General features: G+C 67.4%; 25 protein-coding genes. 12 read left to right on the forward strand and 13 right to left on the reverse strand.

The features are described from left to right. Positions 1 to 4 precede the first annotated feature (4 nt). Together rimI and R2APBS1_RS04055 are read left to right on the forward strand one after the other, a co-directional pair. Positions 5 to 475, forward strand: coding sequence for a ribosomal protein S18-alanine N-acetyltransferase (gene rimI, locus R2APBS1_RS04050; protein ID WP_007507090.1), 471 nt, complete (start codon positions 5 to 7; stop codon positions 473 to 475). 98 nt (positions 476 to 573) lie between these two features. Further along, complete coding sequence (locus tag R2APBS1_RS04055; protein ID WP_027490783.1) at positions 574 to 1,260, forward strand: class I SAM-dependent methyltransferase; 687 nt, start codon at positions 574 to 576, stop codon at positions 1,258 to 1,260. 79 nt (positions 1,261 to 1,339) lie between these two features. On the opposite strand, the gene R2APBS1_RS04060 is transcribed toward R2APBS1_RS04055, so the two are convergent. The 6 genes from R2APBS1_RS04060 to R2APBS1_RS04085 form a co-directional block, all read right to left on the reverse strand. After that, a complete protein-coding gene (locus R2APBS1_RS04060) occupies positions 1,340 to 4,168 on the reverse strand; it encodes a valine--tRNA ligase (RefSeq protein ID WP_007507087.1) in 2,829 nt (942 codons plus the stop codon). 103 nt (positions 4,169 to 4,271) lie between these two features. Beyond that, complete coding sequence (locus R2APBS1_RS04065; protein ID WP_007507085.1) at positions 4,272 to 4,625, reverse strand: DUF3147 family protein; 354 nt, start codon at positions 4,623 to 4,625, stop codon at positions 4,272 to 4,274. 15 nt (positions 4,626 to 4,640) lie between these two features. Next, complete coding sequence (hemE, locus tag R2APBS1_RS04070; protein ID WP_015446984.1) at positions 4,641 to 5,711, reverse strand: uroporphyrinogen decarboxylase; 1,071 nt, start codon at positions 5,709 to 5,711, stop codon at positions 4,641 to 4,643. Positions 5,712 to 5,716: 5 nt separating this feature from the next. After that, positions 5,717 to 5,977, reverse strand: coding sequence for a WGR domain-containing protein (locus tag R2APBS1_RS04075; protein WP_007507081.1), 261 nt, complete (start codon positions 5,975 to 5,977; stop codon positions 5,717 to 5,719). Positions 5,978 to 6,085: 108 nt separating this feature from the next. Continuing rightward, a complete protein-coding gene (gene aroB / locus R2APBS1_RS04080; RefSeq protein ID WP_015446985.1) occupies positions 6,086 to 7,177 on the reverse strand; it encodes a 3-dehydroquinate synthase in 1,092 nt (363 codons plus the stop codon). After that, a complete protein-coding gene (locus tag R2APBS1_RS04085) occupies positions 7,174 to 7,728 on the reverse strand; it encodes a shikimate kinase (protein WP_015446986.1) in 555 nt (184 codons plus the stop codon). Before R2APBS1_RS04085 ends, aroB begins: the two co-directional genes overlap by 4 nt. 53 nt (positions 7,729 to 7,781) lie before the next feature. Here R2APBS1_RS04085 and R2APBS1_RS04090 point away from each other — a divergent pair, with 53 nt between their 5' ends. The 3 genes from R2APBS1_RS04090 (at position 7,782) to R2APBS1_RS04100 (ending at position 9,298) form a co-directional block, all read left to right on the forward strand. Further along, positions 7,782 to 8,615 (forward strand): SDR family oxidoreductase, encoded by an 834-nt coding sequence (locus tag R2APBS1_RS04090; protein ID WP_015446987.1) that lies wholly within the window; start codon positions 7,782 to 7,784, stop codon positions 8,613 to 8,615. 24 nt (positions 8,616 to 8,639) lie between these two features. Then, complete coding sequence (locus R2APBS1_RS04095; protein ID WP_007507073.1) at positions 8,640 to 8,984, forward strand: YbjQ family protein; 345 nt, start codon at positions 8,640 to 8,642, stop codon at positions 8,982 to 8,984. 110 nt (positions 8,985 to 9,094) lie between these two features. After that, positions 9,095 to 9,298 carry a dodecin family protein gene (locus R2APBS1_RS04100; RefSeq protein ID WP_015446988.1) on the forward strand — a complete coding sequence of 68 codons (204 nt, stop codon included), beginning with the start codon at positions 9,095 to 9,097 and terminating at the stop codon, positions 9,296 to 9,298. 51 nt (positions 9,299 to 9,349) lie between these two features. On the opposite strand, the gene R2APBS1_RS04105 is transcribed toward R2APBS1_RS04100, so the two are convergent. Beyond that, positions 9,350 to 10,180: a kinase gene (locus R2APBS1_RS04105; RefSeq protein ID WP_015446989.1), complete on the reverse strand. Its 831-nt coding sequence runs from the start codon at positions 10,178 to 10,180 to the stop codon at positions 9,350 to 9,352. Positions 10,181 to 10,413: 233 nt separating this feature from the next. Here R2APBS1_RS04105 and pdxH point away from each other — a divergent pair, with 233 nt between their 5' ends. The 3 genes from pdxH to R2APBS1_RS04120 are packed head-to-tail and all read left to right on the forward strand — an operon-like array spanning position 10,414 to position 12,267. Beyond that, on the forward strand, positions 10,414 to 11,001 hold the full coding sequence (gene pdxH, locus R2APBS1_RS04110) for a pyridoxamine 5'-phosphate oxidase (RefSeq protein ID WP_015446990.1): 588 nt from the start codon (positions 10,414 to 10,416) through the stop codon (positions 10,999 to 11,001). Then, on the forward strand, positions 10,998 to 11,438 hold the full coding sequence (locus R2APBS1_RS04115) for a secondary thiamine-phosphate synthase enzyme YjbQ (protein WP_015446991.1): 441 nt from the start codon (positions 10,998 to 11,000) through the stop codon (positions 11,436 to 11,438). The genes pdxH and R2APBS1_RS04115 overlap by 4 nt, the downstream gene beginning before the upstream one ends. Positions 11,439 to 11,442: 4 nt before the next feature. Continuing rightward, on the forward strand, positions 11,443 to 12,267 hold the full coding sequence (locus R2APBS1_RS04120; protein WP_015446992.1) for an ABC transporter substrate-binding protein: 825 nt from the start codon (positions 11,443 to 11,445) through the stop codon (positions 12,265 to 12,267). An 839-nt stretch (positions 12,268 to 13,106) separates the two neighbouring features. Here R2APBS1_RS04120 and R2APBS1_RS04125 read toward each other — a convergent pair. After that, complete coding sequence (locus R2APBS1_RS04125; protein WP_007507063.1) at positions 13,107 to 13,682, reverse strand: YggT family protein; 576 nt, start codon at positions 13,680 to 13,682, stop codon at positions 13,107 to 13,109. Then, positions 13,679 to 14,503, reverse strand: coding sequence for a pyrroline-5-carboxylate reductase (proC, locus tag R2APBS1_RS04130; protein ID WP_015446993.1), 825 nt, complete (start codon positions 14,501 to 14,503; stop codon positions 13,679 to 13,681). Before proC ends, R2APBS1_RS04125 begins: the two co-directional genes overlap by 4 nt. Positions 14,504 to 14,871: 368 nt before the next feature. Between proC and R2APBS1_RS04135 the strand changes: the two genes are divergently transcribed. Then, the gene (locus R2APBS1_RS04135) at positions 14,872 to 15,909 is read left to right on the forward strand and encodes a type IV pilus twitching motility protein PilT (protein WP_007507061.1); all 1,038 of its coding nucleotides are present in this window, start codon (positions 14,872 to 14,874) and stop codon (positions 15,907 to 15,909) included. A gap of 153 nt (positions 15,910 to 16,062) precedes the next feature. Beyond that, positions 16,063 to 17,229 (forward strand): PilT/PilU family type 4a pilus ATPase, encoded by a 1,167-nt coding sequence (locus R2APBS1_RS04140; protein ID WP_015446994.1) that lies wholly within the window; start codon positions 16,063 to 16,065, stop codon positions 17,227 to 17,229. 66 nt (positions 17,230 to 17,295) lie between these two features. Here R2APBS1_RS04140 and R2APBS1_RS04145 read toward each other — a convergent pair whose 3' ends face one another. Continuing rightward, positions 17,296 to 17,673, reverse strand: coding sequence for a BON domain-containing protein (locus tag R2APBS1_RS04145; RefSeq protein WP_015446995.1), 378 nt, complete (start codon positions 17,671 to 17,673; stop codon positions 17,296 to 17,298). A gap of 352 nt (positions 17,674 to 18,025) precedes the next feature. After that, a complete protein-coding gene (locus R2APBS1_RS04150; RefSeq protein WP_236127000.1) occupies positions 18,026 to 20,236 on the reverse strand; it encodes a TonB-dependent receptor in 2,211 nt (736 codons plus the stop codon). Between the two features lie 145 nt (positions 20,237 to 20,381). On the opposite strand from R2APBS1_RS04150, the gene R2APBS1_RS04155 reads away from it, so the two are divergent. Together R2APBS1_RS04155 and R2APBS1_RS04160 are read left to right on the forward strand one after the other, a co-directional pair. Beyond that, positions 20,382 to 21,074, forward strand: coding sequence for a response regulator transcription factor (locus tag R2APBS1_RS04155; RefSeq protein WP_015446997.1), 693 nt, complete (start codon positions 20,382 to 20,384; stop codon positions 21,072 to 21,074). Beyond that, positions 21,067 to 22,335 (forward strand): sensor histidine kinase, encoded by a 1,269-nt coding sequence (locus tag R2APBS1_RS04160; RefSeq protein ID WP_015446998.1) that lies wholly within the window; start codon positions 21,067 to 21,069, stop codon positions 22,333 to 22,335. The genes R2APBS1_RS04155 and R2APBS1_RS04160 overlap by 8 nt, the downstream gene beginning before the upstream one ends. Positions 22,336 to 22,481: 146 nt before the next feature. Here the strand turns inward: R2APBS1_RS04160 and R2APBS1_RS04165 are convergent, their stop codons facing one another. Together R2APBS1_RS04165 and R2APBS1_RS04170 are read right to left on the reverse strand one after the other, a co-directional pair. Then, positions 22,482 to 24,266 carry a hypothetical protein gene (locus R2APBS1_RS04165; RefSeq protein WP_015446999.1) on the reverse strand — a complete coding sequence of 595 codons (1,785 nt, stop codon included), beginning with the start codon at positions 24,264 to 24,266 and terminating at the stop codon, positions 22,482 to 22,484. A gap of 101 nt (positions 24,267 to 24,367) precedes the next feature. After that, positions 24,368 to 25,294, reverse strand: coding sequence for an aspartate carbamoyltransferase catalytic subunit (locus tag R2APBS1_RS04170; RefSeq protein ID WP_015447000.1), 927 nt, complete (start codon positions 25,292 to 25,294; stop codon positions 24,368 to 24,370). Between the last annotated feature and the right edge of the window lie 31 nt (positions 25,295 to 25,325).

A 25,325-nucleotide genomic window follows, 5' to 3' on the forward strand; every position in this document is an offset into this window, starting at 1 on the left:
CGTCATGGTCGCGGTGATCAAGCCGGTGATCCAGGTGCGCGGCATGCGGACCGAGGACCTGGACACGGTCAGTGCACTGGAAAATGCCTCCTACGAGTTTCCGTGGTCGGCGGGCATCTTCAGCGACTGCCTGAAGGCCGGTCATCCGTGCTGGGTGTTGTGCGTGGACGAGGCGATCGCCGGCTACGGCATCCTGTCGACGGGCGCCGGCGAGGCGCACGTGCTGAACCTGTGCATCGGACCGGACTGGCGTGGCCGTGGCCTGGGCCGCCACCTGCTGGGCCGGCTGCTGGACATCGCGCGCTGGAACGGCGCCGGGCGGGTATTCCTCGAGGTGCGCCCGTCGAACCCGCTGGCGAAGGCGCTGTACGAGTCGGTGGGCTTCCGCGAGATCGGCCGCCGGCCGCGCTACTACCCCGCGCGCCACGGGCGCGAAGATGCGATCGTGATGGTGCTGGAGCCGCAGCTCCCCTAGCGTGGGCGTCCGGCGGGGCGCTGCAACCCGGCTTGCCATGCGGGCGGGATGGCGGCGGGTGTTAGCATGCAGCCCGCGTTCCGCACCGGGTGTCGTCCATGCAAGAGCAGTTTTCGACCGACTGGTTCCACCACAACATCCCGCATTGGGAGCAGTGGCTCGCTTCCTTGCGCGGCAAATCCGGCCTGCGCGCCCTGGAGATCGGCAGCTTCGAGGGGCGTTCGACCCTCTGGCTGTGCGAGAACATTCTGACCGCCACGGACAGTTCGATCGACTGCCTGGATTTCTTCCAGGTCGATCCGGTCTATGGCGACTACCACGCCCGCTTTCGTGCCAACACGGCGGCCTGGCGCGAACGGATCCGGGAGTTCCAGGGATCGAGCTTCGACTCATTGCGGCGCGTCGAAGGTCCCTACGACATCGCCTACATCGACGGGTGGCATTCCGCCTTTGGTGCACTGGCTGACGGCGTCATGGCGTGGCCCCTGCTCAAGGTTGGTGGCGTGATGATCTTCGACGACTACCTATGGGTGCCGCCGAAGCTGGGGCCGCCACCGCGTCCAGGCTGGTTGGCGCGCAAGTGGCTGCGCTGGTCGGGTCGCCAGTGGCGGACCGAGGGACTGAAGAAGCAGATCGAAAGCGTGAAGACCGAAACGCCCAAGCTCGGTGTGGACGGGCTGCTGGCCACGCTGGACGGCTATTACGAATTGCTGGGCATCAGCAACCAGCTGGCGGTGCGCAAGACGCGCGACTTCTCGCCCGGGCAGGTCGGCCACGACACCTGAGGTCCGGGCGGGCGGCGGGAAGCAATCCGTTGCAGCCGCCCGCGCGTCACCGAGCGGCAGCAACGAGCCCGCCGCCTGCTCAACCCAGCTTCTGCGCCTGCTCGCGTAGCGCGCCCAGTGTGCTGTTCCAGTCAGCGACGCGCTGGCGCTCCTGCGCGACCACCTCGGCCGGTGCGTTGGCGACGAAGCTGGCATTGCCGAGCTTGCCTTCGCACTTCCTGATCTCGACTTCGATGCGGGCGATTTCCTTGGCCAGCCGCGTCTTTTCGGCGCCGAGGTCGATCAGCCCGGCGAGCGGGATCAGCACGCGCAGCGTGCCGACCACGGCGGCGGCCGCGGCGGGTTCCGCAGCCCCGGCTTCGATCCACCACGGCGCTTCGGTGCGGGCAAGGAAGGCGATCTGGGCAGCGAACTTCGCCACGCGGGCACGGTCGCCGGCGTCGCCGCCGGCAAGCTGCAGCGGGATCGTCTTGCCGGGCGAGATGTTCATTTCGGAACGGATCTTGCGGACGCCCGAAAGCACGTTCTTGAACCACTCGATTTCGGCTGTGGCCGCGTCGTCGGCAACGATGTCTTCGGCACGCGGCCACGGTCGCTGCATCAGGCTGCCTTCGCCGAGGCCGAGCATCGGCGCCACCGACGCCCACACTTCCTCGGTGATGAACGGGATCACTGGATGCAGCGCGCGCAGCACGCTTTCCAGCACCACCAGCAAGGTGTGCCGGGTCGAAGCGGCCGCGGCGGCGTCGCCACCGTTCAAGGCCGGCTTCGACAGCTCCAGGAACCAGTCGCAGTACTCGTTCCAGACGAATTCGTACAGTGCCTGCGCCAGCAGGTCGAAGCGGTAGCTGACGAAGTGCTGCTCGACCTCGCCCAGCGTCTGCTTGAGGCGGGTGAGGATCCACCGCTCGGCTTCGGTCACCGGCGCACCGGCCGGCGCGGCGATCGCGCCTTCCGGCAGGTTCATCAGCACGAACCGCGCCGCGTTCCACAACTTGTTGCAGAACGCCTTGTAGCCCTCGGCGCGCTTGATGTCGAAGTTGATCGTGCGGCTGTAGCTGGCCAGCGCGGCGAAGGTGAAGCGCAGCGCGTCGGTGCCGATCGCGGGGATGCCGTCGGGGTAATCCTTGCGGATGCGCTTCTCGACCTTGGCGCGCACCTGCGGGATCAGCAGCGACCGGGTGGATTTCTCCACCAGCGGTTCCAGCGCGATGCCGTCGATCAGGTCCAGCGGGTCCAGCGTGTTGCCCTTGGACTTGGACATCTTCTGGCCTTCCGCGTCGCGCACGATGGCGTTGATGTAGACCTCGCGGAACGGGATGCGGCCGGTGAAGTACTTGGTCGCCATCACCATCCGCGCGACCCAGAAGAAGATGATGTCGAAGCCGGTGACCAGCACGGCACTGGGCAGGAAGATCTTGTCCTGCTCCCAGTTCGCGACGATCTCGCCGCGCTCGTTCTTGACCGGGCCGTTCGCCGGCCAGCCCAGCGTGGAGAACGGCCACAGCGCGGAGCTGAACCAGGTGTCCAGCACGTCGTCGTCCTGGCGCAGCGCACCGACCGGCGCGGTGCCGGCGCTGGCGCGCGCATCCGCCTCGTCCTCGCCGACGAAGATGTTGCCCGTCTCGTCGTACCACGCCGGGATGCGGTGGCCCCACCACAGCTGGCGGCTGATGCACCAGTCCTGGATGTTGTCCAGCCATTGCGTGTAGGTGGTCGCCCAGTTCTCCGGCACGAACTTGATGTCGCCGTTGCGCACGGCGTCCAGCGCAGGCTGGGTGATCGCCTTGCGGCCGCCGGGACGTCCATCCTTCTGCACGTCCGAAGTCAGATCGACGAACCACTGGTCGGTCAGCATCGGCTCGATCACCGCGTCCGAGCGCTGGCTCACCGGCACCTGCAGCTTGTGCGGCTTGGTTTCCACCAACAGGCCGGAGGCTTCGAGGTCGGCCAGCACGGCCTTGCGCGCGTCGTAGCGGTCGAGGCCGCGGTATTTCGGCGGCGCGTTGTCGTTGACCTTCGCATCCAGCGTGAAGATGGTGATCGGCGGCAGCTGGTGGCGCTGGCCGATCGCGTAGTCGTTGAAGTCGTGCGCCGGGGTGATCTTCACGCAGCCGGTACCGAAGTCCTTGTCGACGTAATCGTCGGCGATCACCGGAATCTCGCGATCGGTCAGCGGCAGCTTCAGCGTCTTGCCGACCAGGTGCGCGTAGCGCTCGTCCTCCGGGTGCACGGCCACGGCGACGTCGCCCAGCATGGTTTCCGGCCGGGTCGTGGCAACCACCAGGCTGTCATCGCTGCCGGTGACGGTATAGCGGATCGACCACAGGTGGCCGTCGCGCTCGACGTTGTTCACCTCGAGGTCGGAAACGGCGGTGCCCAGTACCGGATCCCAGTTCACCAGCCGGTTGCCGCGATAGATCAGTCCCGCGCGGTACCAGTCGATGAACACCTTGCGCACCGCGGCCGACAGCCCCTCGTCCATGGTGAAACGCTCGCGCGACCAGTCCGCGGCGGCGCCGATGCGGCGCATCTGGTTGGTGATGGTGGAGCCGGACGCTTCCTTCCACTGCCACACCCGCTCGACGAACGCGTCGCGGCCAAGGTCGTGCCGGGTCTTGTCCTCGGCCGCGAGCTGGTTCTCCACGATCTTCTGGGTGGCGATGCCGGCGTGATCGGTGCCGACCTGCCACAGCGTGTTGAAGCCGCGCATGCGGTGGTAGCGCACCAGCATGTCCATCACCGTCTGCTGGAACGCATGCCCCATGTGCAGCGTGCCGGTGACGTTCGGCGGCGGCAGCAGGATGCAATACGGCTCGCCCTGGCCCGACGGCCTGAACGCGCCACTGGCTTCCCAGCGTGCGTACCACGTCGACTCGATCCGGGCGGGTTCGAAACTCTTGTCCATCAGGGGACTCGCAATGGCGCGCCGTGGCCGGCGCGTGAGGGTAGAAGCAAAGAGGGCAATTGTACGGGGCGGGCGGCTGGCTGCCAAAAGCCCGCCCAGCCGCTCAGGGCAGCAACTCGATGCCGAAGCGGCGTACCAGCAGGGCGAACAGGCCAAAGCAGGCCACGGTGATCAGCACGCAGGCGAGCAGGGTAGGCCAGAAGCCGAGACGCGGCAGCAGCGCCGGGAAGGCCAGGAACATCGGCAACGTGGGCACCACGTACCAGAACGTGTACCAGGCGTGGTTGGCGATCTTCGCCGGCGATTGATGTTCCAGCTGCAGCCAGATCAGGGCCAGCACGGTGACCAGCGGCAGCGCGGCGATCAGGCCGCCGAGGCGATCGCTGCGCTTGGCTGCCTCCGAGACGATCACCACCACGGCGGCGGTGATCAGGTACTTGCTGACGAGCCAGGCCATGCGCCGCTCCTCCGCTCAGGCGCCGCGCAACGCGCGCCCGTAAGCATGCACTTCATCGACCAGCACCTTCAGGTGCTCGGGATCCACTTCCGGCGTGATGCCGTGGCCGAGGTTGAACACGTGGCCGGGGTGGTTGCCGTAGCTGTCCAGCACGGCACGGGCCTCGCGGCGGATCACTTCGGGACTGGCGCGCATCACGGCAGGGTCGAGGTTGCCTTGCAGGGCGACCTTGCCGGCCACCGCACGGCGGGCGTCGGCGAGGTCGATGGTCCAGTCCACGCCGAGCGCGGCGCAGCCCGAGTCCGCCATCTCGGCCAGGTGCATGCCGGCGCCCTTGGAGAACAGGATCACCGGCAGCTCGCGTGCGGTCGGGTCGGCCTTCAGCGCGGCCACGATCTGCGCCATGCTGCGCAGCGAGAATTCGCGGAACGGTGCCGGGCCGAGCAGGCCGCCCCAGGTGTCGAAGATCATCAGCGCCTGCGCACCGGCTTCGGCCTGCGCGATCAGGTAGGCGGCGACCGCGCGGGCCAGCGTGTCGAGCAACTGGTGGGCGAGCTTCGGCTCGTTCCAGCACATCGCCTTCAGCGTGGCGAAGTCGCGCGAACCGTGGCCTTCGACCATGTAGCAGGCCAGCGTCCACGGGCTGCCGGAGAAGCCGATCAGCGGCGCGCGGCCATGCAGCTCGCGGCGGATCAGCCGCACCGCGTCCATCACGTAGCGCAGCTCGCCGTCCATGTCGGGCACGGCGAGTTTGTCGATGTCGGCCGCCGTGCGCAGCGGGCGCGCGAACTGCGGGCCCTCGCCGTGGGCGAACGACAGGCCCAGGCCCATCGCGTCGGGGATGGTGAGGATGTCGGAGAACAGGATCGCCGCATCCAGCTCGAAGCGCTCGAGTGGCTGCAGGGTCACTTCGCAGGCGTATTCGGGATGCTGCGCCAGGCCCAGGAAGCTGCCGGCGCGTTCGCGGGTGGCGCGGTATTCGGGCAGGTAGCGGCCGGCCTGGCGCATCACCCAGATCGGCGTGGTGTCGGTGGGTTCGCGGCGCAGTGCGCGCAGGAAGCGGTCGTTCTTCAACACGTCGGTCATGTCAATCAGCGTCCGTACGGGCCTTCCAGCCCCTGGGCAAACATCAGGCGGAAGCCACGCTTGAGCTGGGCGTCGCGGGCTTTCTCGAAAGCGGCGACGGCCTCGTCGCGCTCCAGGAACTGTTCGCGCTTCATCGTGGCGCGGCCGCCCTGGGTGCCCGATTCGCGGTACAGCGTCCAGCCGCCGAGCAGGTCCTGTTCCAGCGTGATCTGGACGTAGCGGGGTGCGTCGGCACTGCCGGGCACGGTTTGCAGGTAGAGGCGCATGGGTTCCAGGGTGCAGCACGAACAGGCGCGTGGCCGGACGACACAGTTTATAGGATTTGCGCGCAGACACCCGCGGCCCGCCCGGGCCATGGCGTCACACGCGGCGATTCATCCCGCGTCTTGCAGCACGGCCAGTACGTCGGCCTCGTGCACGCCGCCGACGATCTCGGCCCGGCCGATGCCACGCCACAGGATCAGCCGCAAGGCGCCGGCGGTGTTCTTCTTGTCCAGCCGCATCAGTGCCAGCAACTGCGGCGGATCCACCCCGGGTGGGATCGCCACCGGCAGACCGAGGCTTTCCAGCAGGCGCTGCAGGCGGGCGGTAGCGGCCGCGTCGCTCATGCCGAGGCGCTCGGACAGCCGGGCGGCCAGCCGCATGCCGATCGCCACGCCCTCGCCGTGCAGCAGGGCGGTGTAGTGGCCGGCGGTTTCCAGGGCGTGGCCGAAGGTGTGGCCGAAGTTGAGCAGCGCGCGTTCGCCTTGCTCGGTTTCGTCGCGCGCAACCACGCCGGCCTTGTAGGTGACCTTGCGCGCGATCGCTTCCATCACTGTGGCGGGATCCCGCGCGGCGAGTGCGGCGGCGTGCCGTTCCAGCCAGGCGAAGAACGGCTCGTCGCCGATCGCCGCACCCTTCACCACCTCGGCCAGGCCGGCGCGGTATTCGCGCTCGGGCAGGGTCGCCAGGGTGTCGATGTCGGCGATCACCGCGCGCGGCTGGTGGAACGCGCCGGCGAGGTTCTTGCCGACCGGCAGGTTCACGCCGGTCTTGCCGCCGACCGAGGAGTCGACCATCGCCAGCAAGGTGGTCGGCATCTGGATGAAGTCGATGCCGCGCATCCAGCACGCCGCGCTGAAGCCGGCCAGGTCGCCGACCACGCCGCCGCCCAGCGCGATCACGCAGGCGTCGCGGGTGGCGCCGAGTGCGCCCAGTGCTTCCAGCGCGCGGCCCACGTTGGCGAACGTCTTGTGCATCTCGCCGTCGTCGAGCAGGAACGACGACCAACGCAGCCCGTCCAGCCCCGCCTCGATGCGCGGCAGGTACAGCGGCGCCACCGTGGTGTTGCTGACCACCAGCGCGTGCCGGCCGCGCAGCATCGCGCGCCAGCGCGCGTGGTCGCCGAGCAGGCCGGCGCCGATCCACACCGGATAGCTGCGCTGGCCGAGGGCGACGGTGATGGTCTGTGGTGTGGAGTCGTTCATGCCGTCTGCCTGGGGGCCGCGCCGCGGCGCTGCCAATGGTGGTCGATCAGCGCGATGCAGCGTTCGCCGGCGGTGGCGACGCTGCCGTGCTCGCCGGGTACCGCGAGATCGGCCAGTTCGCGGTAGAGCGGCTCGCGCACCTGCGCCATCGCCTGCAGCCGCTCGCGGCGGTCGGGTACCGCCAGCAGCGGGCGGCGGTGGTCGCGCTCCAGCCGTTCCAGTTGCTGTTCGATCGTGGTCTGCAGCCACACCACGTAGCCGCGCTCGCGCAGAAGCTGCCGGTTGGGGGCGGTGAGCACCACGCCGGCGCCGGTGGCCAGCAGCACGCCGGCGCGACGGCTGCATTCGTCCAGCAACGCACTCTCGCGCTGGCGGAAACCCGCCTCGCCCTCGATCTCGAACACCCTGTTCACGTCCACGCCGCAATGACGCTCGATCTCCTGATCGAGATCGACGAAGCTCAGGCCATAATGCGCGGCAAGCCGTCGCCCGATCGAGGTCTTGCCGGCACCGGTGGGACCGATGAGGAACAGGTTGGACGACGGGTTCATGGGCAGATGCTAACAGGGCAGGTCGGCCCGGGCAGCGCAACGGGAGGATGGTGGTGAGCGAACGTGTCCTGCTGGCCGGGTGCGGCGATCTGGGCGAACGCGTGGCGCAACGCCTGCGCGCGCGCGGCGACGAGGTCTGGGCGCTGCGGCGCCGGCCGCCGGCGCGCGGCGGGCACGGCATCCACTGGCTGCGCGGCGACCTGGCCGATCCGGCCAGCCTGCATGGACTGCCGGCCGGGATCACCCGGCTGGTCTATCTGCCGGCGCCGACGACGCGCGACAAGGCGACGTACCGCGCGATCTTCGTCGATGGCCTGCGCCACCTGCTCGACGCGCTCGATACCCGCAAGCTGGCACAGGTGCTGTTCGTCTCGTCCAGCGCCGTATACGGCGAGCACGACGGCGACTGGGTCGACGAGACCACCGCGACCGACCCGCCGGGATTCAACGGTGCGGTGCTGCTCGAAGCCGAGCAATGGCTGGCGCAGCAGCCGCTGCCGGCGACCGTGCTGCGGCTGGCCGGGTTGTACGGGCCGGGCCGGCTGCAGCTGATCGAGCGGCTGCGCACGGGGCAGGCGCGGGTGCCGCGCGAGACGCCGCACTGGGCCAACCGGATCCACGTCGACGATGCCGCCGCGGCGATCGTGCACCTGCTGGGCCTGAAGTCGCCGCAGCCGTTGTACCTCGGCGTGGACGACACGCCGATGCCGCTCGACGAACTGTATGACTTCCTCGCCGTGCTGATCGACGCGCCGCTGCCGGCCGAGGGCGCGGCGCCGACCGGCGTGGGCAGCAAGCGGCTGAGCAACGCCCGGCTGCGCGCCAGCGGCTGGGCACCGCAATGGCCGGATGCGCGCGAAGGCTACGCCATGCTGCTCGACGGCTGAACCATCCACCGAAGGAGAACCGCCATGGCCAACACCGTTCCGCATCACCAGGTCAGCACCGCCAACGAGATTCCCGGCTGCCGCATCGTGCGTTCGCTCGGCATCGTGCGCGGCATCACCGTGCGTTCGCGCAGCGTGGTCGGCAACCTCGGCGCGGCGCTGCAGACCATCGTCGGCGGCAACATCTCGATCTATACCGAGCTGTGCGAGAAGGCGCGCGAGGAGGCGTTCGAGTTGATGTTGCGGCACGCCGCCGCGATGGGCGCGAACGGCGTGGTGGCGATGCGCTACGACGCCAACGAGGTGGCCCAGGGCGTCACCGAGGTGCTGGCCTACGGCACGGCGGTGCAGGTGGAAGCGTCAACGTGAGGTGATTTTGCAGTGCGGCTTGCCCCCGCGGACGGCGGCGGAACAGACTCGGGTTTCGGGGCGGGGGAGCGTCGCGTGCCGCTTGCACGATTCCACCGGAGATTGACGCCATGTCGGTAGCCAAGGTCATCGAAATCAATGCCTCGTCCAGCAAGAGCATGGAAGACGCCGTGCAGCACGGCCTGAAGAAGGCCGCCGAGTCGGTGAAGAACATCAAGAGCGCCTGGGTCAACGAGATCAAGGCGGTGACGAAGGACGACGGCACGATCACCGAGTGGCGCGTCAACATGAAGGTCAACTTCATCGTCGACTGAGCGCCCCGCACCGGCGGAGTCGACGCAACGCACGCTTCGCCGGTATCCGGCTCAGCCGTGGCTGAGGCCGGTGACGTGGCGGTCGTCGTCGTACTCCACGCAGGTGTCGGCCAGCGCCGGCAGAGTGGCCAGGGCGTGCCGGCTGAGTCGCTCGAAGTGCGCCAGGAACCGCTCCATCGCGCTCGCGTCCATCGCCAGCGGCGCGTGCCGCGCCAGCAGTTCCTGTTCCTGCTCGCCGCGCCAGCGGCGCACGATCTCCCAGCTCGGCGCCTGCAGCACGATCAGCGCGTCGAACTTGCGCCACAGCGGCTGGTAGCCGCGCAGCTGCTTGTTGACCCAGTGCCGCCAGCTGCTGTCGGGATCTTCGCTGCGCTCCAGTTCGTTGACCGGCCGGGCCAGCGCGGCCTGCAGCTGCGGCCGGATGCCCAGCGCCCAGCCTTCCACGATCACCAGCTTCGGCGGCCGCGTGGTGCGCGGCCAGCGCGATGGCGGGAAGCGGGTGTCGCGGCCCTTGTCGAAGCGCGGGTGCGATACCGGCAGCTTGTCCGAGGCGTGCGGCAGGGCGGCCAGCACCGACATCAGCAACTCGATCTCGTGCGTGCCCGGTACGCCGCGGCTGCGCAGCAGCGGGTGCACGTCGCGCGCCAGCGCCTCGCGCTCGCTGCGGGCGTAGTAGAAGTCGTCCAGCGAGAGCACCTCGGTGGCCCAGCCGCGGGCCTCGGCCTGCGCTTTCATCACCCGCGCCAGGGTGCTCTTGCCGCTGCCCTGCAGGCCGGACAGGCCAATGATGTACGGGCGGCGCGAGCGGGCGATGCGCCCGGCGTACTGGTCGAGCAGGTGGCCGGCGAGGGCCTCGTTCTGCAGGTCGGCGTGGGACGTCATCCGCGGCACACCGTGGTTCCGGGAGGGATTTCCGCCACCGGCAGGCCGCGGCGGCGGAGCTTGGTGCCGGTGGGCATGTCGCTGCCCTCTTCACGTTTCGTGGCGGAAGATGGCGTCGCCATCCGGGCCGGTCGGGTACTGGAGGGATGGGGCATTGCACTATTATCGGTCGGATTCATCCGCGCCATGATGGCGCGTGTCGGCCACGATGCAAAAGGAAAGTTTCAGACACCATGCTCAAATTCGAAATTCTAGACACCTTCCAGCGGCTGCTGGAGGAAGCCAGGGCCAGTGGCGACCGCGAACCGACCGCGATGAACCTGGCCACCGTGGACGGCTCCGGCCGGGTCGCCTCGCGCATCGTGTTGCTCAAGGGCGCCGACGAGCGCGGCTTCCGCTTCTACACCAATTACCAGAGTGACAAGGGCGGCCAGCTGGAGGCGCATCCGCAGGTGGCGCTGTGCTTCCACTGGAAGCAGCTGCGCGAGGGCGTGCAGGTGCGCGTGGAAGGCGTGGCGCGCAAGCTGCTGGCGGAAGAGTCGGACGCCTACTTCGCCAGCCGCCCGCGTGGCAGCCAGATCGGCGCGTGGGCTTCGCTGCAGTCGCAGACCCTGCCTGACCGTGACACGTTCGAGCAGCGGGTGGCGCGCTACGAGCAGCAGTTCGACGGCCTTGAGGTGAGCCGGCCGCCGCACTGGGGTGGTTTCGTGGTGGAGCCGGACATGGTCGAGTTCTGGTACGGCGCCGAGTTCCGCCTGCACGAGCGGGTGCGCTGGGACCGCCACGGCCAGACCTGGACCAGCCGGATGCTCTACCCGTGACCCGCGCGCTGCCTGCCGAACACGTGGCGCAGGGCAGCTTCACCGTGCACACGCGCGGGCGCGGTTTCAGCGAGATCACTACGGAGGTCGGCGACGCGGTGGCAGCCAGCCACGTGCAGACCGGCATCGCGCACGTGTTCACGGCACATACCAGTTGTTCGTTGCTGATCAGCGAAAATGCCGACCCCACGGTGCGCGACGACCTGGAGCGCTGGTTCGCGCGCGCGGTGCCGGACGGCGACGCGATCTTCCGGCACGACGCGGAAGGCCCGGACGACATGCCGGCGCATGTGCGGTCGATCCTCACCGGGGTCAGCCTCAGCGTGCCGGTACACGGCGGCAAGCCGATGCTGGGCGCCTGGCAAGGCATCTACCTGTGGGAACACCGCCTCGACCCGCACCAGCGCAAGGTGGTGGTGACCGTGCTGGGGAATTGAGCGCATGGATCACGCCGCAGCGGCTGCCGCTTTGTCCGATCACTTTCCGCAACGCATCGTTTGCCTCACCGAGGAGCCGACCGAGGTGCTGTACGCGCTCGGCGAGGAGCGGCGCATCGTCGGCATTTCCGGCTTCACCGTGCGACCGCCGCGCGCACGCAGGGAGAAGCCGAAAGTCTCGGCGTTCACCAGCGCGAAGATCGGCGAGATCCTGAAACTCGCCCCCGACCTGGCGATCGGTTTCTCCGACATCCAGGCCGACATCGCGCGCGAGCTGGTCAAGGCCGGCGTCGAGGTATGGATCAGCAACCACCGCAGCGTGGACGGCATCCTGGCCTACATCCGCCGGCTCGGCGCACTGGTCGGCGCGCACGAAAAGGCCGAGGCCTACGCGCTGCGCGCCGAGCGCCATCTCGCCGAGATCCGCGCTGCGGCCGCGCGGTTGCCGCGGCGGCCGCAGGTGTATTTCGAGGAGTGGGACGAGCCGATCATCACCGGCATCCGCTGGGTCGCCGAGATCATCGGCATCGCCGGCGGCGACGACTGTTTCCCTGAACTGGCCCGCGAGCCGCTGGCGAAACAGCGCATCCTGCCGAACGGCGACGAGGTGGTGCGGCGTGCGCCGGACATCATCCTCGGTTCCTGGTGCGGCAAGCGCTTCCGTCCCGAGAAGGTGGCGGCGCGGCCGGGCTGGGATACGATTCCCGCCGTGCGGCACGGCGACCTCCACGAGATCAAGTCGCCGATCATTTTGCAGCCGGGACCGGCCGCGCTGTTCGACGGGTTGGACGAGATCCATCGGATCATCACGGAATGGGCGCTGCGCTGAGCCTTCCCGTTTTTAGGCTGCTGTAGAGACGCAGGCTGTCAGCAAGGGACCTCCGGCGGTCGTGCGCGGTGCTCTTGCGCTTGTGGCATTCAGAGCGAAAAACTCCAGAGGCAAGAGCTTTCGTGCGCCGCTGGCGCCCGAGTTACTTTCTCTTTGCGTGGCCAAAGAGAAAGTAACCAAAGAGAAAGGCCACCCCGCTTGGCGCTTGCCGGACATCCTGTCCGGCAAGTCCGTGAGCCGGGGCCGGGCTTTTCGACAGCACATCCGTGTACTGTCGAAAAGGAACCGACATCCTGTCGGTTCCCGCTGCGCGGCCTGTCGTCCCCGACTCACCGCCGCGCAAGGGACCCCGGGTAGAGCGGCGGGCCATCCTGGCCCGCACTCGGTGACAGAGCTAGAAGAGCAGAAGCCACGGCAAAGCGGCGCTTTGCCGTGGCTTCGCCTGGGCTTTTGATTCGGCTCTTCTGAAGAGTGCGCGCAGGATGCGCGCTGCTCTACCCGGGGACCCCTCTGCAGCGGCGGGCGGGCGGAGGAAAAGCCCGAAGGGTGGCTTGCATGGATGCAAGCCAGTTTGTCGTCAGGGCAGGCGACGGCATGGATGCCGGAGTTGAGGCAACGCAGGAGCGGTTGCCCGATGCCCTGTCGACAAACCCCGTAGCGCGCACGCGGACTTTCCGGGCAGGATGCCCGGAAAGCGCGTAAGCGGGGTGCCCCTCTCTTTGGTTACTTTCTCTCGGGCAAGCGAGAGAAAGTGACTCGCCCTCCGAAGGAGGACGAAAGCTCTTGCTTCAAGGCTCTTGCTTCACGAACGATCAAGCGCCCACTACGAGAGAGAAAACTCAGGCGCCCATGGCCAGTCGGGCACCGAGGTCAATCAGCGGGGCGGCGATCAGCAGCCGCGCCAGCAGCAGCACGATCATCACCGCCATCGGCGCGAAGTCGATCTGGCCGGCGATCAGCCTGCCGTGCAGCGGGCGCAGCAACGGGGCGACGATGCTGCCGGCCAGCTGCAGCATGGGGTGGCGGCGGTCCACCGCGAACATGCTCAGCAGCGACCAGCCGAAGATCAGCACCAGATAGCACAGCAGCACGAAATCGAGCAGTTCGGCCAGCGCCAGCACGATCAGTCCGAGCGGGTGCGGCATCGCGCCGAGCAGGGCGAACAGCAGCAGGCGCTTGAGCAGCATCGCCAGCCACGCCAGCAGCAGGGCGGCCAGGTTGATCCGGCGCCAGTTCGGCAGCACGCGGCGGATCGGCGCCAGCACCGGGTTGGTGGTGCGGTAGACGAACTGGCTCAGCGGGTTGTGGAAGTCCGCGCGGCAGGCTTCGGCGGCCGCGCGCAGCAGCAGCAGCGCGGCCACCGCATCGAACGCCAGCTCGATCAACATGGACAGCGCATTCAGCAGATAGCTCACGGCAGTTGGTCCAGTTCGGCGGCGAGTTCCACACCGCGGCGGGTGGCGGCGGCGACGGCGCGGGCGACGATGTGCGGCAGGCCGTCGGCGGCGAAGCTTTCCAGCGCAGCCTGGGTGGTGCCATGCGGCGAAGTGACGCGCTGGCGCAGCGCGGCCGGGTCCTCGCCGCCCTCGACCAGCATGCGGCCGGCGCCCAGGCAGGTCTGCGCGGCGAGCGCGCGTGCGGTATCGCGCGGCAGGCCCTGCGCCACCGCGGCAGCTTCCAGCGCCTCGACCAGGGCGAAGAAGTACGCCGGGCCGGAACCGGACAGCGCGGTGACCGTGTCCATCAGCGCCTCGTCGTCGATCCAGCGGGTGATCCCGGCGGCATCGAGGATGTGCTGCGCCTGCGCCTTCTGCGCCGGGCTGACCCGGTGGTTGGCGCACAGGCCGGTGGCGCCGGCGCCGATCAGCGCCGGCGTGTTCGGCATGCAGCGGACGATCGGCAGGCCGCTGCCGAACCAGCGCTCCAACTGGTCCAGCCGCACGCCGGCGGCGATCGAGATCAGCAGCGGCCGGTGGCGCTGCAGGATGTCGCGCAGGTCGGCATGGATCGCCGGCATCACCTGCGGCTTCACCGCCAGCAGGATGACCTCGGCATCCGCCACGGCCAGCCGGTTCTCGGCGTAGCAGGCGATGCCGAAGTCGCGGCCCAGCGCCTGGCGCGCCTCGGCCAGCGGCTCGGCCACGCTGAGGGTGGCCGGCGCCACGCCGGTGTTCAGCAGGCCGCCGATCAGGCTGCGCGCCATGTTGCCGCCGCCGATGAAGGCAAGTCGTGTCATGCAGGGCTCCTCGTCCGTCCAGACCACGTACCTTACCGGAGCCGGCGCGACGGCGACGGATTTTGCCGGATGGGCTGTCGGCGACAGCTCGCCGCAGGCAGCCTGGTCGGATCGGCTGGCGATTTTTCGACCGGGTGCGCAAACCGGGTCGACAGTTTGCGCGTGGGCGGTGGAAAGACTGGCCGCACAGCCGCTTGCGCGAGTAGTATCGACGCGGCTACAGGGGGGCTGCGGGTAGTTCGTCCAGGTGGTGTCGTGGCACCGGATGCCATGCGCTTCGGCGCACCACGCCTGCGAATGTCATCCGACCCCGGATGTGGCATACGCATTCATGCCATCCAGACGATCGGTTGAGGGGAAACGACTTCATGGACATTGCCGAACTGCTTGCCTTCTCGGTGAAGAACAAGGCCTCGGACCTGCACTTGTCCGCCGGGCTGCCGCCGATGATTCGCGTCGATGGCGATGTCCGCCGGATCAACATCCCCGCGCTCGAACACAAGCAGGTGCACTCGCTGATCTACGACATCATGTCGGACAAGCAGCGGCGCGACTACGAGGAGTTCTACGAGACCGACTTCTCGTTCGAGATCCCCGGGCTGGCGCGCTTCCGCGTCAATGCGTTCAACCAGAACCGCGGCGCCGGCGCGGTGTTCCGCACCATTCCCTCCGAGGTGCTGACGCTGGAGGACCTGGGTTGCCCGCGCATCTTCAAGGAGCTGATCGAGCAGCCGCAGGGCCTGATCCTGGTGACCGGCCCGACCGGCTCGGGCAAGTCGACCACGCTGGCGGCGATGGTCGACCACATCAACAAGAACGAATACGGGCACATGCTCACGATCGAGGACCCGATCGAGTTCGTGCACACCTCGCAGAAGTGCCTGGTCAACCAGCGCGAGATCCACCGCGACACGCTCGGCTTCAACGAGGCGCTGCGTTCGGCGCTGCGCGAGGATCCCGACTACATCCTGGTCGGCGAGTTGCGCGACCTGGAGACCATCCGCCTGGCGCTGACCGCGGCGGAAACCGGCCATCTGGTGTTCGCCACCGTGCACACCAGCTCGGCGGCGAAGACCATCGACCGCATCATCGACGTGTTCCCTGCCGGCGAGAAGCCGATGGTGCGTTCGATGCTGTCCGAAAGCCTGCGCGCGGTGATCTCGCAGTCGCTGCTGAAGAAGGTCGGCGGTGGGCGCATCGCGGCGCACGAGATCATGGTCGGCATCCCGGCGATCCGCAACCTGATCCGCGAGGACAAGGTGGCGCAGATGTACTCGTCGATTCAGACCGGCCAGCAGTTCGGCATGCAGACGCTGGACCAGTGCCTGCAGGACCTGGTCAAGCGCGGCCTGGTGACGCGCCAGCAGGCGTCCGCCTACGCCAAGAACAAGGACAGCTTCAAGTGAAGCCGGGAATCGGAAACGGGAAGCCGCGAATCGCTGAAGAGCGGAGGGCCGCGCCTGCCTTCGGCCTGAACGTGCTGGCTCCCGCAACCGGTTTGCGGCATGCGTGGGTTTCTCGATTCCCGATTCTCCATTTGCGACTGCCGGGGTAGTGCCATGAGCGACTTCGATTTCACCTCATTCCTGAAGCTGATGGTGCACAAGAAGGCCTCCGACTTGTTCATCACGGCGGGCGTCGCCCCCTCGATGAAAGTGCAGGGCCGGATCGTGCCGATCACGCAGAGCCCGCTCAGTGTGCAGCAGGCGCGCGACATGGTGCTCAACGTGATGACGCCGGGCCAGCGCGAGGAGTTCGAGAAGACCCATGAGTGCCAGTTCGCGATCTCCGCGCAAGGCGTGGGCCGTTTCCGCGTGTCGTGCTTCTACCAGCGCAACTGCGTGGGTATGGTGCTGCGCCGGATCGAGTCGAAGATCCCCACCATCGAGGAACTGACGCTGCCGCCGGTGATCAAGCAACTGGCGATGACCAAGCGCGGCATCATCGTGTTCGTCGGCGCCACCGGCTCGGGCAAATCGACCTCGCTGGCGTCGATGATCGGCTACCGCAACCAGAACTCGACCGGTCATATCATCACGATCGAGGACCCGATCGAGTACGTGCACAAGCACGAAGGCTGCATCATCACCCAGCGCGAGGTCGGCATCGACACCGACAGCTGGGACAACGCGCTGAAGAACACCCTGCGCCAGGCCCCGGACGTGATCATGATCGGCGAAATCCGCACCCGCGAGGGCATGGACCACGCGATCGCCTTTGCCGAAACCGGTCACCTGGTGCTGTGCACGCTGCACGCGAACAACGCCAACCAGGCGATGGACCGCATCCTGCACTTCTTCCCCGAGGACCGCCGCCAGCAACTGCTGATGGACCTGTCGCTCAACCTGAAGGGCATCGTGGCGCAGCAGCTGATCCCCACGCCCGACGGCAAGGCGCGCCGGGTCGCGGTGGAGATTCTGCTGGGCACGCCGCTGGTGCAGGACTACATCCGCCAGGGCGAGATCCACAAGCTGAAGGAGGTGATGAAGGAGTCCACTCTGCTCGGCATGAAGACCTTCGACCAGAGCCTGGTCGAGCTGTACCACGCCGGCGAGATCAGCTACGAGGACGCGCTGCGCTACGCCGACAGCTCCAACGAGGTGCGCCTGCGCATCAAGCTGGCCCAGGGCGGCGACGCGCATACCCTGTCGCAAGGCCTGGAAGGCGTCGAGCTGGAGGAAAGCCGCGACGCGCAGAACTTCAGCAGCAATTTCCTCAACCGCTGAAGCGGCTGCCCCGGCAAAAAAGGCGCCTGCGGGCGCCTTTTTTGCGCTTCGCCGGTGCATCGCCGGCTACTTCTCCGCGGGCGGCGTGCCGCCGACGGTCAGGCCGCTGGCGTCCACGCTCTTCACGCCCTTGACGCGCTGGGCGACACGTTCGGCGTGCTCCTTCTGGGCCTGCGAGGCGACCGTGCCGCTGAGCGTGACCACGCCGTCGTGGGTCGACACCGAAATGTCGGTGGCCGGGATGCCCTTGGTCGTACCGAACTCGGATTTCACCTTGGTGGTGATCCAGGCGTCGGCCGCCTTGTCCGGCACGGTCTGGTTCTCGGAGGACTGCTGCATGCGCGCACCGGCGTCCTGGGCAGCGACCTGGCCGAACGGGATGGCTGCGAAGGCGAACACGAGGGTGGTGGCATACAAGCTGTGGCGGATCGTGGAAGTGCGCATGGCGATCTCCTTGGTGGGATGACGATGCCCGCCGGCCGGAGCGACAGGCGGATGCGGTCATCGCCATGGCAACAGCCGGGCCGTGAACGCTGCGTAGCTTGCGCGGGCACCGGTTCAGCGCGGGATTACGGAGGCGAAAGGCAGGTCACGGCGATGTTGCCATCGCGTTGGATGTCGTGCGTTGCGCATGAAAAGCCGGGGCGCCGCTGTGCCCCGTTCTACGCGGAAGTATGGGGATCGAACAAGGACGAGGCGCCGTCAGCGCGTCGGCTTGGGGGAAGGCGGCTGCCGAGCGGCGTCAAAAAGAAGAAAGGGCGCCGGTCGGGCGCCCTTGCCTTGGTTCCTGTATCAATCAGAACGTCAGATTGAGACCCAGACGCACCGCTCGGGGCGAACCCGGCATGATGTTGTTGTTGCTGTGGGCCGTCGCGTAGTACTTCTTGTCCAGCACGTTCTCGACATTCAACTGCAATTTGAAGCTGCTGCTGACGGTGTAGAACACTGCGGCATCCACCCGCGTGAAGCCCGGCAGGACGACGGCGTTGTCGGTCGACACGAACACCTTGTCCTGATAGACGGCTCCGAGGCCGACGCCCCACTGCGGGTTGAAATCAAGGCGGTTCCAGATCGAAGCCGAGTTGCGCGGCACCTGGCCGAGCTCTTTGCCGTTGGTTGCGCCCGGGGTCTGCACCTCACTGTTCTGATGGGCGTAGCCGGCCATGATCTGCCAGGAATCGGTGACCCGGCCGGCCAGGCCCAACTCGACGCCCTTGACCTGCTGGCCGTCGACCAGGATCTGCTGCGCCGGGTTGCTCGGATCCACGATCGCGACGTTCGTGCGGTCGAGGCGATAGATCGCGGCGGTCGCCGACATGCGGTCGTTGACGTCCCACTTCGCGCCGATCTCGACGTTTTTGAAACGCTCCGGGTCGAGGTTGCGATTGGTGGCCGTCAGCGACGCCAGCTGCTCGCCAGCGCGCGGGACGTAGGCGATGGAGTAGCTCGTGTACAACGAAACGTTTTCCTGCGGCTTGAAGATCAAGCCCGCCCGTGGCGAGAGCAGGTTGTCGCTGCTGGACAGCTCGACGCCGTTGCGGTTGTTGTGCAGGGTGGCATCGAAGCGGTCGAAGCGTGCGCCCAGGATGGCCTTCCACTTTGGGGAGAACTCGATCTGGTCCTGGACGTAGGCGCCGGCTGTCTTGGCCACGCTGCGGTTGTCGGCGTCGCTGGCGACCTGGCGGAACACGACCGGGCCGGTGTAGATCGGGTTCTGGATCGTGACGAAATCGCCCCGTGCGTCGGGGCCCACCGCCGGGAAGAATGCCGTGTTGCGGAAATTGTCGGTTTCCTGGCGGTTGAGTTCGAGGCCGACGAGGAATTCGTGACTGAGCGAGCCGGTCCCGGCCGAGAAGGTCAGGTCGGTCTGGTTCTGGAAGTTCTTGCGGCCGGTCAGATTGTTGTAGCCGCTGATCGCGACGCGGCCGTTGGCTGCCGTGTACGCGCCGGGGAATACGTTCTGGTAGAACTTCTCGTAGTCGGCGATGCGCGTGGTGTTGGTGAGCCTGGCGCCGCCGCTGAAGTCGTGCGCAATCACCGAGTTCAGCGCATTGATGCGCGCCCACATCGGGCTGTCGGACGGCTTGCCGAAAAAGGTCGAGCTGGCGGTCGGCAACGGACGGCCGAGCAGCGGCAGCTGGGACGGGATGCCGCGATCGGTCACGCGATCGTCCTCGAAGTGCTCGTAGCCGAACGCAAGCGTGGTGGCGTCGCTGGCGCGGATCGTCAGGGTCGGGTTGATCGCCCAGCGCTCGACATGCGCGAAGTCGCGGTAGCTGTCCGCGTTCTCGTACATGCCCGTGATCCGGAACGCCACAGATTCCTTGACCACGTGGTTGAAATCGCCGGTAACGCGACGACCGTCCCACGAGCCCAGCGTGAGATTCAGGCTCCCGGCATCGGTCCAGTTGGCCTGCTTGGTGACGCGATTGATCAGTCCACCGGAACCGCCGCGGCCGAAGATCATGCCGCTCGGACCCTTGAGGACTTCGACCCGCTCGACGTTGTACAGATCCCGGTAGTACTGGACGTCGTCGCGCACGCCGTTGAGGAAGAAGTCGGCAGTGGAGGTGTTGCCGCGCAGGATCGGCGCGTCACGGTGGCCTTCGCCCTGCGCCATCTGCACGCCGGGCACGTAGCGAACGACATCGCCCATGGTCTGCATCGACTGGTCGCGGATCAGGTCGTCGGTGACGACCGTGATCGACTGCGGCACGTCCAGCAATGGCGTGTCGGTCCGGGTGGCCGTCGCGCTGCGTTTTACGTCATAGCCCCGGTACTCGCCCTGGACTTTCACGGTACCTAGCGTTTTGACATCGCGGGCCGTGTCCGCGGCCGCCGCATCGAGCGCCATCGCAGGGGCCGCGTATGCGGCAGCCAGGAGCGGCAGGCCGTACAGGGCATGGCGGATGGCGCGAGCGACAGCACTCGTCGAGGGGCGCGAGAGAGAACTCATTGAGATGCTCCGGAAGGGATGAAAGGCAGGTTCAAGCGGGGATGAAGACAAGAATGATTCGTATTAAGATGCGCGCTGTGATGTCGGATTTTTGTCGGAGACAGCCCGCTGACGGGTCCCCGGTGTCCCACGTGTGCTCTTGTCTGGTCCGGCATTCCGGCCTGCTTCTTCCTGGCCCTCTCGCCTTTGGATACCCATGCTCAGTCGGTTATTGGTCGTCGAAGACAACCACGGTCTGGTTTCGAACCTGTTCGCGTTCTTCGAGCCGCGCGGCTATACGCTCGACGCAGCGCCCGATGGCGTTGTCGGCCTGCAATTGGCGCAGACGGGCAACTACGACGCGATGGTCCTGGACTGGACGCTTCCGCGCCTGGAGGGCAAGGAAGTCGCCCGGCGGCTGCGTGCGTCGGGGTCGGACCTGCCGATCCTGATGCTCACCGTGCGCGACGAACTGCCCGACAAGCTGGCCGGTTTTGGCGCCGGCGTGGACGACTACCTCACCAAGCCCTTTGCCTTCGACGAACTCGCTGCGCGAGTGGAAGCGTTGATAGCGCGGTCGCAGGGCCGTGTTGCCGGCAAGACATTGCGAATCGGCGACCTGAGCTTCAATACATCGACGCAGGAGATCGATCGGAACGGAACGGCACTTCAACTCAACGCCAGCTGCAAGAAGATACTGGCGCTGTTGATGACAGCCAGTCCCCTGGTCGTCGCCCGCGGCACCCTGGAGTCCGCGCTGTGGGGCGACAACCCGCCGGATTCCGACTTGTTGCGCTCGCATGTCTATGACTTGCGCAAGGCCATCGACGGACCCCACGAAAACAAGTTGATCCAGACGGTGCCGAAAATTGGCTATCGGATCATTGCTTCGGAGGCCATTGATGGGTAGGGAGACCAGCCTCAAGCAGCGGATGGTCAGCGGCATCGTCATCTACAGCCTGTTCCTGACCCTGGCGCTGTTGGCGTACGGCTACCTCGTCAACGAGCGGGCCGAGACATTGGTCTGGGAATCCCTGCTCAATACGGAGCTGGACCATTTCCTGGAACGTCACCGACTCGACCCCGACTACCGGTGGAACGACTCCGAGACCTTGACGCTCTACGGCACGCTGGTGGGGCACGAGCCGCCCATCGAATTCCGTTCGCTCGATGTCGGGGTGCATGACGAGGTCGTCGTCGGCAGCAAGGAGTTCGTCGTCCTGGTGCGTGCGATCGGAGGAGACCATGCGGTCCTCGCGCTGAACATATCGGGCATGGGATCCAGCAGATCGGGTCTGAATGCGCTTGTCATCGGTTCAGCCGCCGCCATGGTCGCGCTCTTGACCTTTGCCACCGCCATGGGCGTTGGACGGCTGACCAAGCCACTGGGCGATCTGGCTCGTCGCATCGTCGACCTGAGGCCGGCGATATCCGGCCAGAGGCTGGTCATCGCCGAGGGCGAATCCGCCGAGATCGGTGTGGTGATGAGGGCATTCAATGACTATCTCGGACGGATGGACCAGGCCGTGGAACGCGAAAGAACGTTCCTGAACATGGCCAGCCATGAACTGCGCACGCCAGTGGCGGTAATCCGCAGTTCGACCGAACTCGCTCTCTCGCAGCATGACATTTCCGCAATGACGCAGCGTTACCTGCAGCGCATCCGCCAAACGGCCGAAGGCATGGACGAGCTGCTGGCCCTGGTCCTGGTCCTGGCGAAGGATCCCGTGCGATTGCTGAAACATTCCGAAATGACGGACCTGGGTGCATTGATTCCGGAGATAGTGAACGACCACCGCCCCCTGATGAGCGGCAAGGCTTTGGCGTTTGAAATAGGGACATTGCCGAGCGTCTGGATCGAGGCACCGCCGCAGATCGTACGGGCAGCCATCGGAAACTTGATTCGCAACGCGATCGAGAACAGCGATGCCGGCGCGATTCGGGTGAGCCTGGACCTGCCGGCCCAGGTCGTCATTTCCGACCCCGGCCATGGAATGACGGCGGTGGAGATCTCCCGCGTCTATTCACGGCACGCCAGGGAGATTGGACTGGGCCGCGATGGCATCGGTTTGGAACTCATAGGACGCTTGTGCGAGCACCTGGGCTGGACGCTTGAACTGACTTCGGGCGGAGGCACCGGCACGACGGCATCGCTGGCCTTTGCGCACTAGGGACGCCCTGATCCACCCAGCTGTTTCAGGGCATTGCCGAGACGAAGAAGGGTGCCGGTGGTGCAAGGGCCGCGTTCGACGCCGGGCGCAGCGCATGAAAAAGCCGGGGCGCCGCAGCGCCCCGGCTTCCCGTCGGGTACCGGCGCCTACTTCAGCGCGGTCTGGCTGGTGATCACCATGCCGCCGTTGTCCACGTGCATTTCGGCGTCGATGCGGTCAACGCGTTCGGCCTGGGATTTCATGGCAGCGAACTGGGCCTTGGAGCGGGCCAGTTCGGCGGCGGTCTCGGCGGCACTGTCGCCCGAGTCGTCGATCGACGGCTCGTCGCTCTTGCCGATCGCCGCGGTGGCGGCGGCCAGGCTGTCGATCTTCTGCTCCATCAGCTGCAGCCAGCTCAGGTACATCGCGCCGCTGATGTGCATGCGGGCCATCCGGCCGGCGTCGCCGATCGGGTCCTTCAAAGTGTCGCCCAGGCGCGTGTCCTCGCCGGCACCGATGCCGAAGGCCAGTGCCTTCTCGCCCATGGCCACCCAGGCCGGCTGGCCCAGCATGCCGGTCGCGTCCTTCGGCAGCGGCAGCGGCTTGCCGTCATGGCTCGGTTTCAGCGCGGCCAGCGCGGGCACCATCATCTGGCCCATCGCGAACAGGCCGTCGGGATTGCCGGTGCCGATCAGCACGCGTCCGCTGAACGTGGGCAGGCCGGCGTCCTTGCCCGCTACCAGCGAATCCAGCGCGATGCGCAGACCGAGCATGTCGCCGAACGGCGGGATCGCCGCCTTCTGCATGGCCGGGCCGAGCTTGGCGAAGCTGTCGTTGAGATCGGTCAGCGAGGGGCAGCTGAACGGCTTGGCGGCCACCGCGTCGGCCTGGGCTAGCCAGAACGTGCGTGCCTCGGCGACCGGCAACGCCAGGCTCAGGTCGAACGGCGCGGTGCCGCTGCCGCCCAGTCCGGGCAGCGCCACCTTCAGCCCGGCGAAGGCGTTGCTGATGTCGTCGGCCAGCGCGACGTCGAAACGCACGTCCTGGTGCTTCGTGTCCAGCCTGGTGTAACCGAAGCTCATGGCGGGGACCCGCGCGGCGATGCGCGCGGCATCGGCGCCGCAGCTGGGCGAAGTTTGCAGCTGGGTGGCGACCGGCTCGCCGGTCTTGGCCGCGATGGCTTCGGCGTGCGCCTTCTGGATCGCGCTGATCAGCGGGTCCTTGCCGCTGATCGCCAGCGGCAGCGCGCGGGTCAGGTCCAGCTCGCCGACCAGCCACTTCTGGTAACCCTTGGCCCTGGCCAGCGTCTTCAGTCGGCCATCATCCTGCAGGCTCTGCGGCGGCCGATCCAGCCCTAGCGCCTGGCGCAACAGCGCCGGCGAGGCATCCGCCGGCAGCAGCGCCGCCACCGCCTGCTTGTTGACCGTGGCCAGCACCACCTCGGTGCCGGAGGCGGGGAACGCGTACTTGCGGTAGCTCTGCTTGTCGACGAGGGCGACATCGAGCTTCTTGCCGTAGGCGGTTTCCAGCCGGCCGACGAAACCCTCGAAGGCGCCCGGATCGTTCAGCTGGAAGCGCAGCACCGGGGCCAGGCCCAGGCCGTAGAACGCGGAGTAGCCCTTGAGGTTCAGGCCGGCACCCTGGGCGAAGCTCTCGATGGTCTTGCCGTTGAATTCGGTGCGCAGCGCGTGCAGCAGTCGCGCGCCGTCGGGATCCTTCCTGGCCAGTCGCTCGGCGCTGGCATCGAGCTGGGCCAGCTGGGACGGCAGCTGCGCATCGGCCTGGGCGAGCAGGGCGCCGCGGGTGGCGTCGTCCATGATGTCGAGGTTGGCCACCACGTACGGCGTATCCGCCGGTACGAAAGCCAGCGGTGCATCCTTGTCCTTGTGCCCGCAGGCCGCCAGCATGACGCCGGCGAAACCCAGCGCGATGTATCGCGTCGTCGATCGCATGGTGATCCCCAGTGTGGTGAGTGGTGCGCCGGCCATTATGCCCGCTTGCCCGGGGCGCTGCCGTGGCTGGCGGCTGGCTGCCGCCGGCCCGGCGAGGCGGTTCAGCGGGCCAGCACTTCGTTGAGCACGGCCATGCGCACGAACACGCCGTTGCCGACCTGTTCGAGGATGCGCGACTGCGCGCCGTCGGCCACGTCGGAGGCGATCTCGATGCCGCGGTTGATCGGGCCCGGGTGCATCACCAGGCAGCCCGGGGCGGCCAGGCCGAGACGCCGCCGATCCAGCCCGTAGTGGGCGAAGTACGCCGCCTCGTCCGGCAGCTCGATGCTGGCCATGCGCTCCTTCTGCAGGCGCAGCATGATCACCGCGTCGACGCCCTCGATCGCCTCGTCGAAGTTGCCGTAGCGGCGAATCTGCGGCGCTTCGTCCGCCGGCAGCATCAGCTCGGCCGGCCCGCACAGGCGGATTTCCTTCACCCCCAGCGCGGTGAACGCGTTGAGGTCCGAGCGGGCCACCCGCGAATGCTTGATGTCGCCGCAGATGAGCACGCTGAGCTTGTCGAAGTCCGGCCGGTGCTGGCGGATGGTCAGCGCGTCCAGCAGGCCCTGGGTGGGGTGCGCGCGGTTGCCGTCGCCGGCGTTGATCACCGAGACCCCGCTCATCGCGTGGCGCACCAGCATGTCGGGCGTGCCCGACTGCTTGTGGCGCACGACGATCGCGTCCAGGTGCATCGCCTCAAGCGTGTGCAGGGTGTCGAACAGTTCCTCGCCCTTGCTGGTGGAAGACAGTCCGATGTCGAAATTGATCACGTCCGCGCCCAGCCGCCGCGCGGCCAGCTCGAACGAGGTGCGGGTGCGCGTGGACGGCTCGAAGAACAGGTTGAGCACGGTGCGCCCGGCCAGCACGTCGAGCTTGCGGGTGCCGTGCGCGCAGGCATCGCGCAGGGACTCGGCGCGGTCGAGCAGGCGCTCGATCGTCTCGCGCGGCAGGTTTTCCAGGGAGGTCAGGTGGCGCAGGCGAGGGCTCATGGCGGCGGGTCTGGAGGTGGAAGGGAGAAGT

This window comes from Rhodanobacter denitrificans (assembly GCF_000230695.2).
GTDB lineage: Bacteria > Pseudomonadota > Gammaproteobacteria > Xanthomonadales > Rhodanobacteraceae > Rhodanobacter > Rhodanobacter denitrificans.

Coding starts and splice junctions, on each gene's coding strand:
- aroB (WP_015446985.1), bottom strand. CDS start 7,177: ATGAACGACTCCACACCACAGACCATCACCGTCGCCCTCGGCCAGCGC.
- R2APBS1_RS04155 (WP_015446997.1), top strand. CDS start 20,382: ATGCTCAGTCGGTTATTGGTCGTCGAAGACAACCACGGTCTGGTTTCG.
- pdxH (WP_015446990.1), top strand. CDS start 10,414: ATGCTCAAATTCGAAATTCTAGACACCTTCCAGCGGCTGCTGGAGGAA.
- R2APBS1_RS04140 (WP_015446994.1), top strand. CDS start 16,063: ATGAGCGACTTCGATTTCACCTCATTCCTGAAGCTGATGGTGCACAAG.
- R2APBS1_RS04170 (WP_015447000.1), bottom strand. CDS start 25,294: ATGAGCCCTCGCCTGCGCCACCTGACCTCCCTGGAAAACCTGCCGCGC.
- R2APBS1_RS04060 (WP_007507087.1), bottom strand. CDS start 4,168: ATGGACAAGAGTTTCGAACCCGCCCGGATCGAGTCGACGTGGTACGCA.
- R2APBS1_RS04100 (WP_015446988.1), top strand. CDS start 9,095: ATGTCGGTAGCCAAGGTCATCGAAATCAATGCCTCGTCCAGCAAGAGC.
- R2APBS1_RS04120 (WP_015446992.1), top strand. CDS start 11,443: ATGGATCACGCCGCAGCGGCTGCCGCTTTGTCCGATCACTTTCCGCAA.
- R2APBS1_RS04095 (WP_007507073.1), top strand. CDS start 8,640: ATGGCCAACACCGTTCCGCATCACCAGGTCAGCACCGCCAACGAGATT.
- R2APBS1_RS04165 (WP_015446999.1), bottom strand. CDS start 24,266: ATGCGATCGACGACGCGATACATCGCGCTGGGTTTCGCCGGCGTCATG.
- R2APBS1_RS04145 (WP_015446995.1), bottom strand. CDS start 17,673: ATGCGCACTTCCACGATCCGCCACAGCTTGTATGCCACCACCCTCGTG.
- R2APBS1_RS04135 (WP_007507061.1), top strand. CDS start 14,872: ATGGACATTGCCGAACTGCTTGCCTTCTCGGTGAAGAACAAGGCCTCG.
- R2APBS1_RS04160 (WP_015446998.1), top strand. CDS start 21,067: ATGGGTAGGGAGACCAGCCTCAAGCAGCGGATGGTCAGCGGCATCGTC.
- R2APBS1_RS04105 (WP_015446989.1), bottom strand. CDS start 10,180: ATGACGTCCCACGCCGACCTGCAGAACGAGGCCCTCGCCGGCCACCTG.
- R2APBS1_RS04085 (WP_015446986.1), bottom strand. CDS start 7,728: ATGAACCCGTCGTCCAACCTGTTCCTCATCGGTCCCACCGGTGCCGGC.
- R2APBS1_RS04055 (WP_027490783.1), top strand. CDS start 574: ATGCAAGAGCAGTTTTCGACCGACTGGTTCCACCACAACATCCCGCAT.
- R2APBS1_RS04075 (WP_007507081.1), bottom strand. CDS start 5,977: ATGCGCCTCTACCTGCAAACCGTGCCCGGCAGTGCCGACGCACCCCGC.
- hemE (WP_015446984.1), bottom strand. CDS start 5,711: ATGACCGACGTGTTGAAGAACGACCGCTTCCTGCGCGCACTGCGCCGC.
- proC (WP_015446993.1), bottom strand. CDS start 14,503: ATGACACGACTTGCCTTCATCGGCGGCGGCAACATGGCGCGCAGCCTG.
- rimI (WP_007507090.1), top strand. CDS start 5: ATGGTCGCGGTGATCAAGCCGGTGATCCAGGTGCGCGGCATGCGGACC.
- R2APBS1_RS04065 (WP_007507085.1), bottom strand. CDS start 4,625: ATGGCCTGGCTCGTCAGCAAGTACCTGATCACCGCCGCCGTGGTGGTG.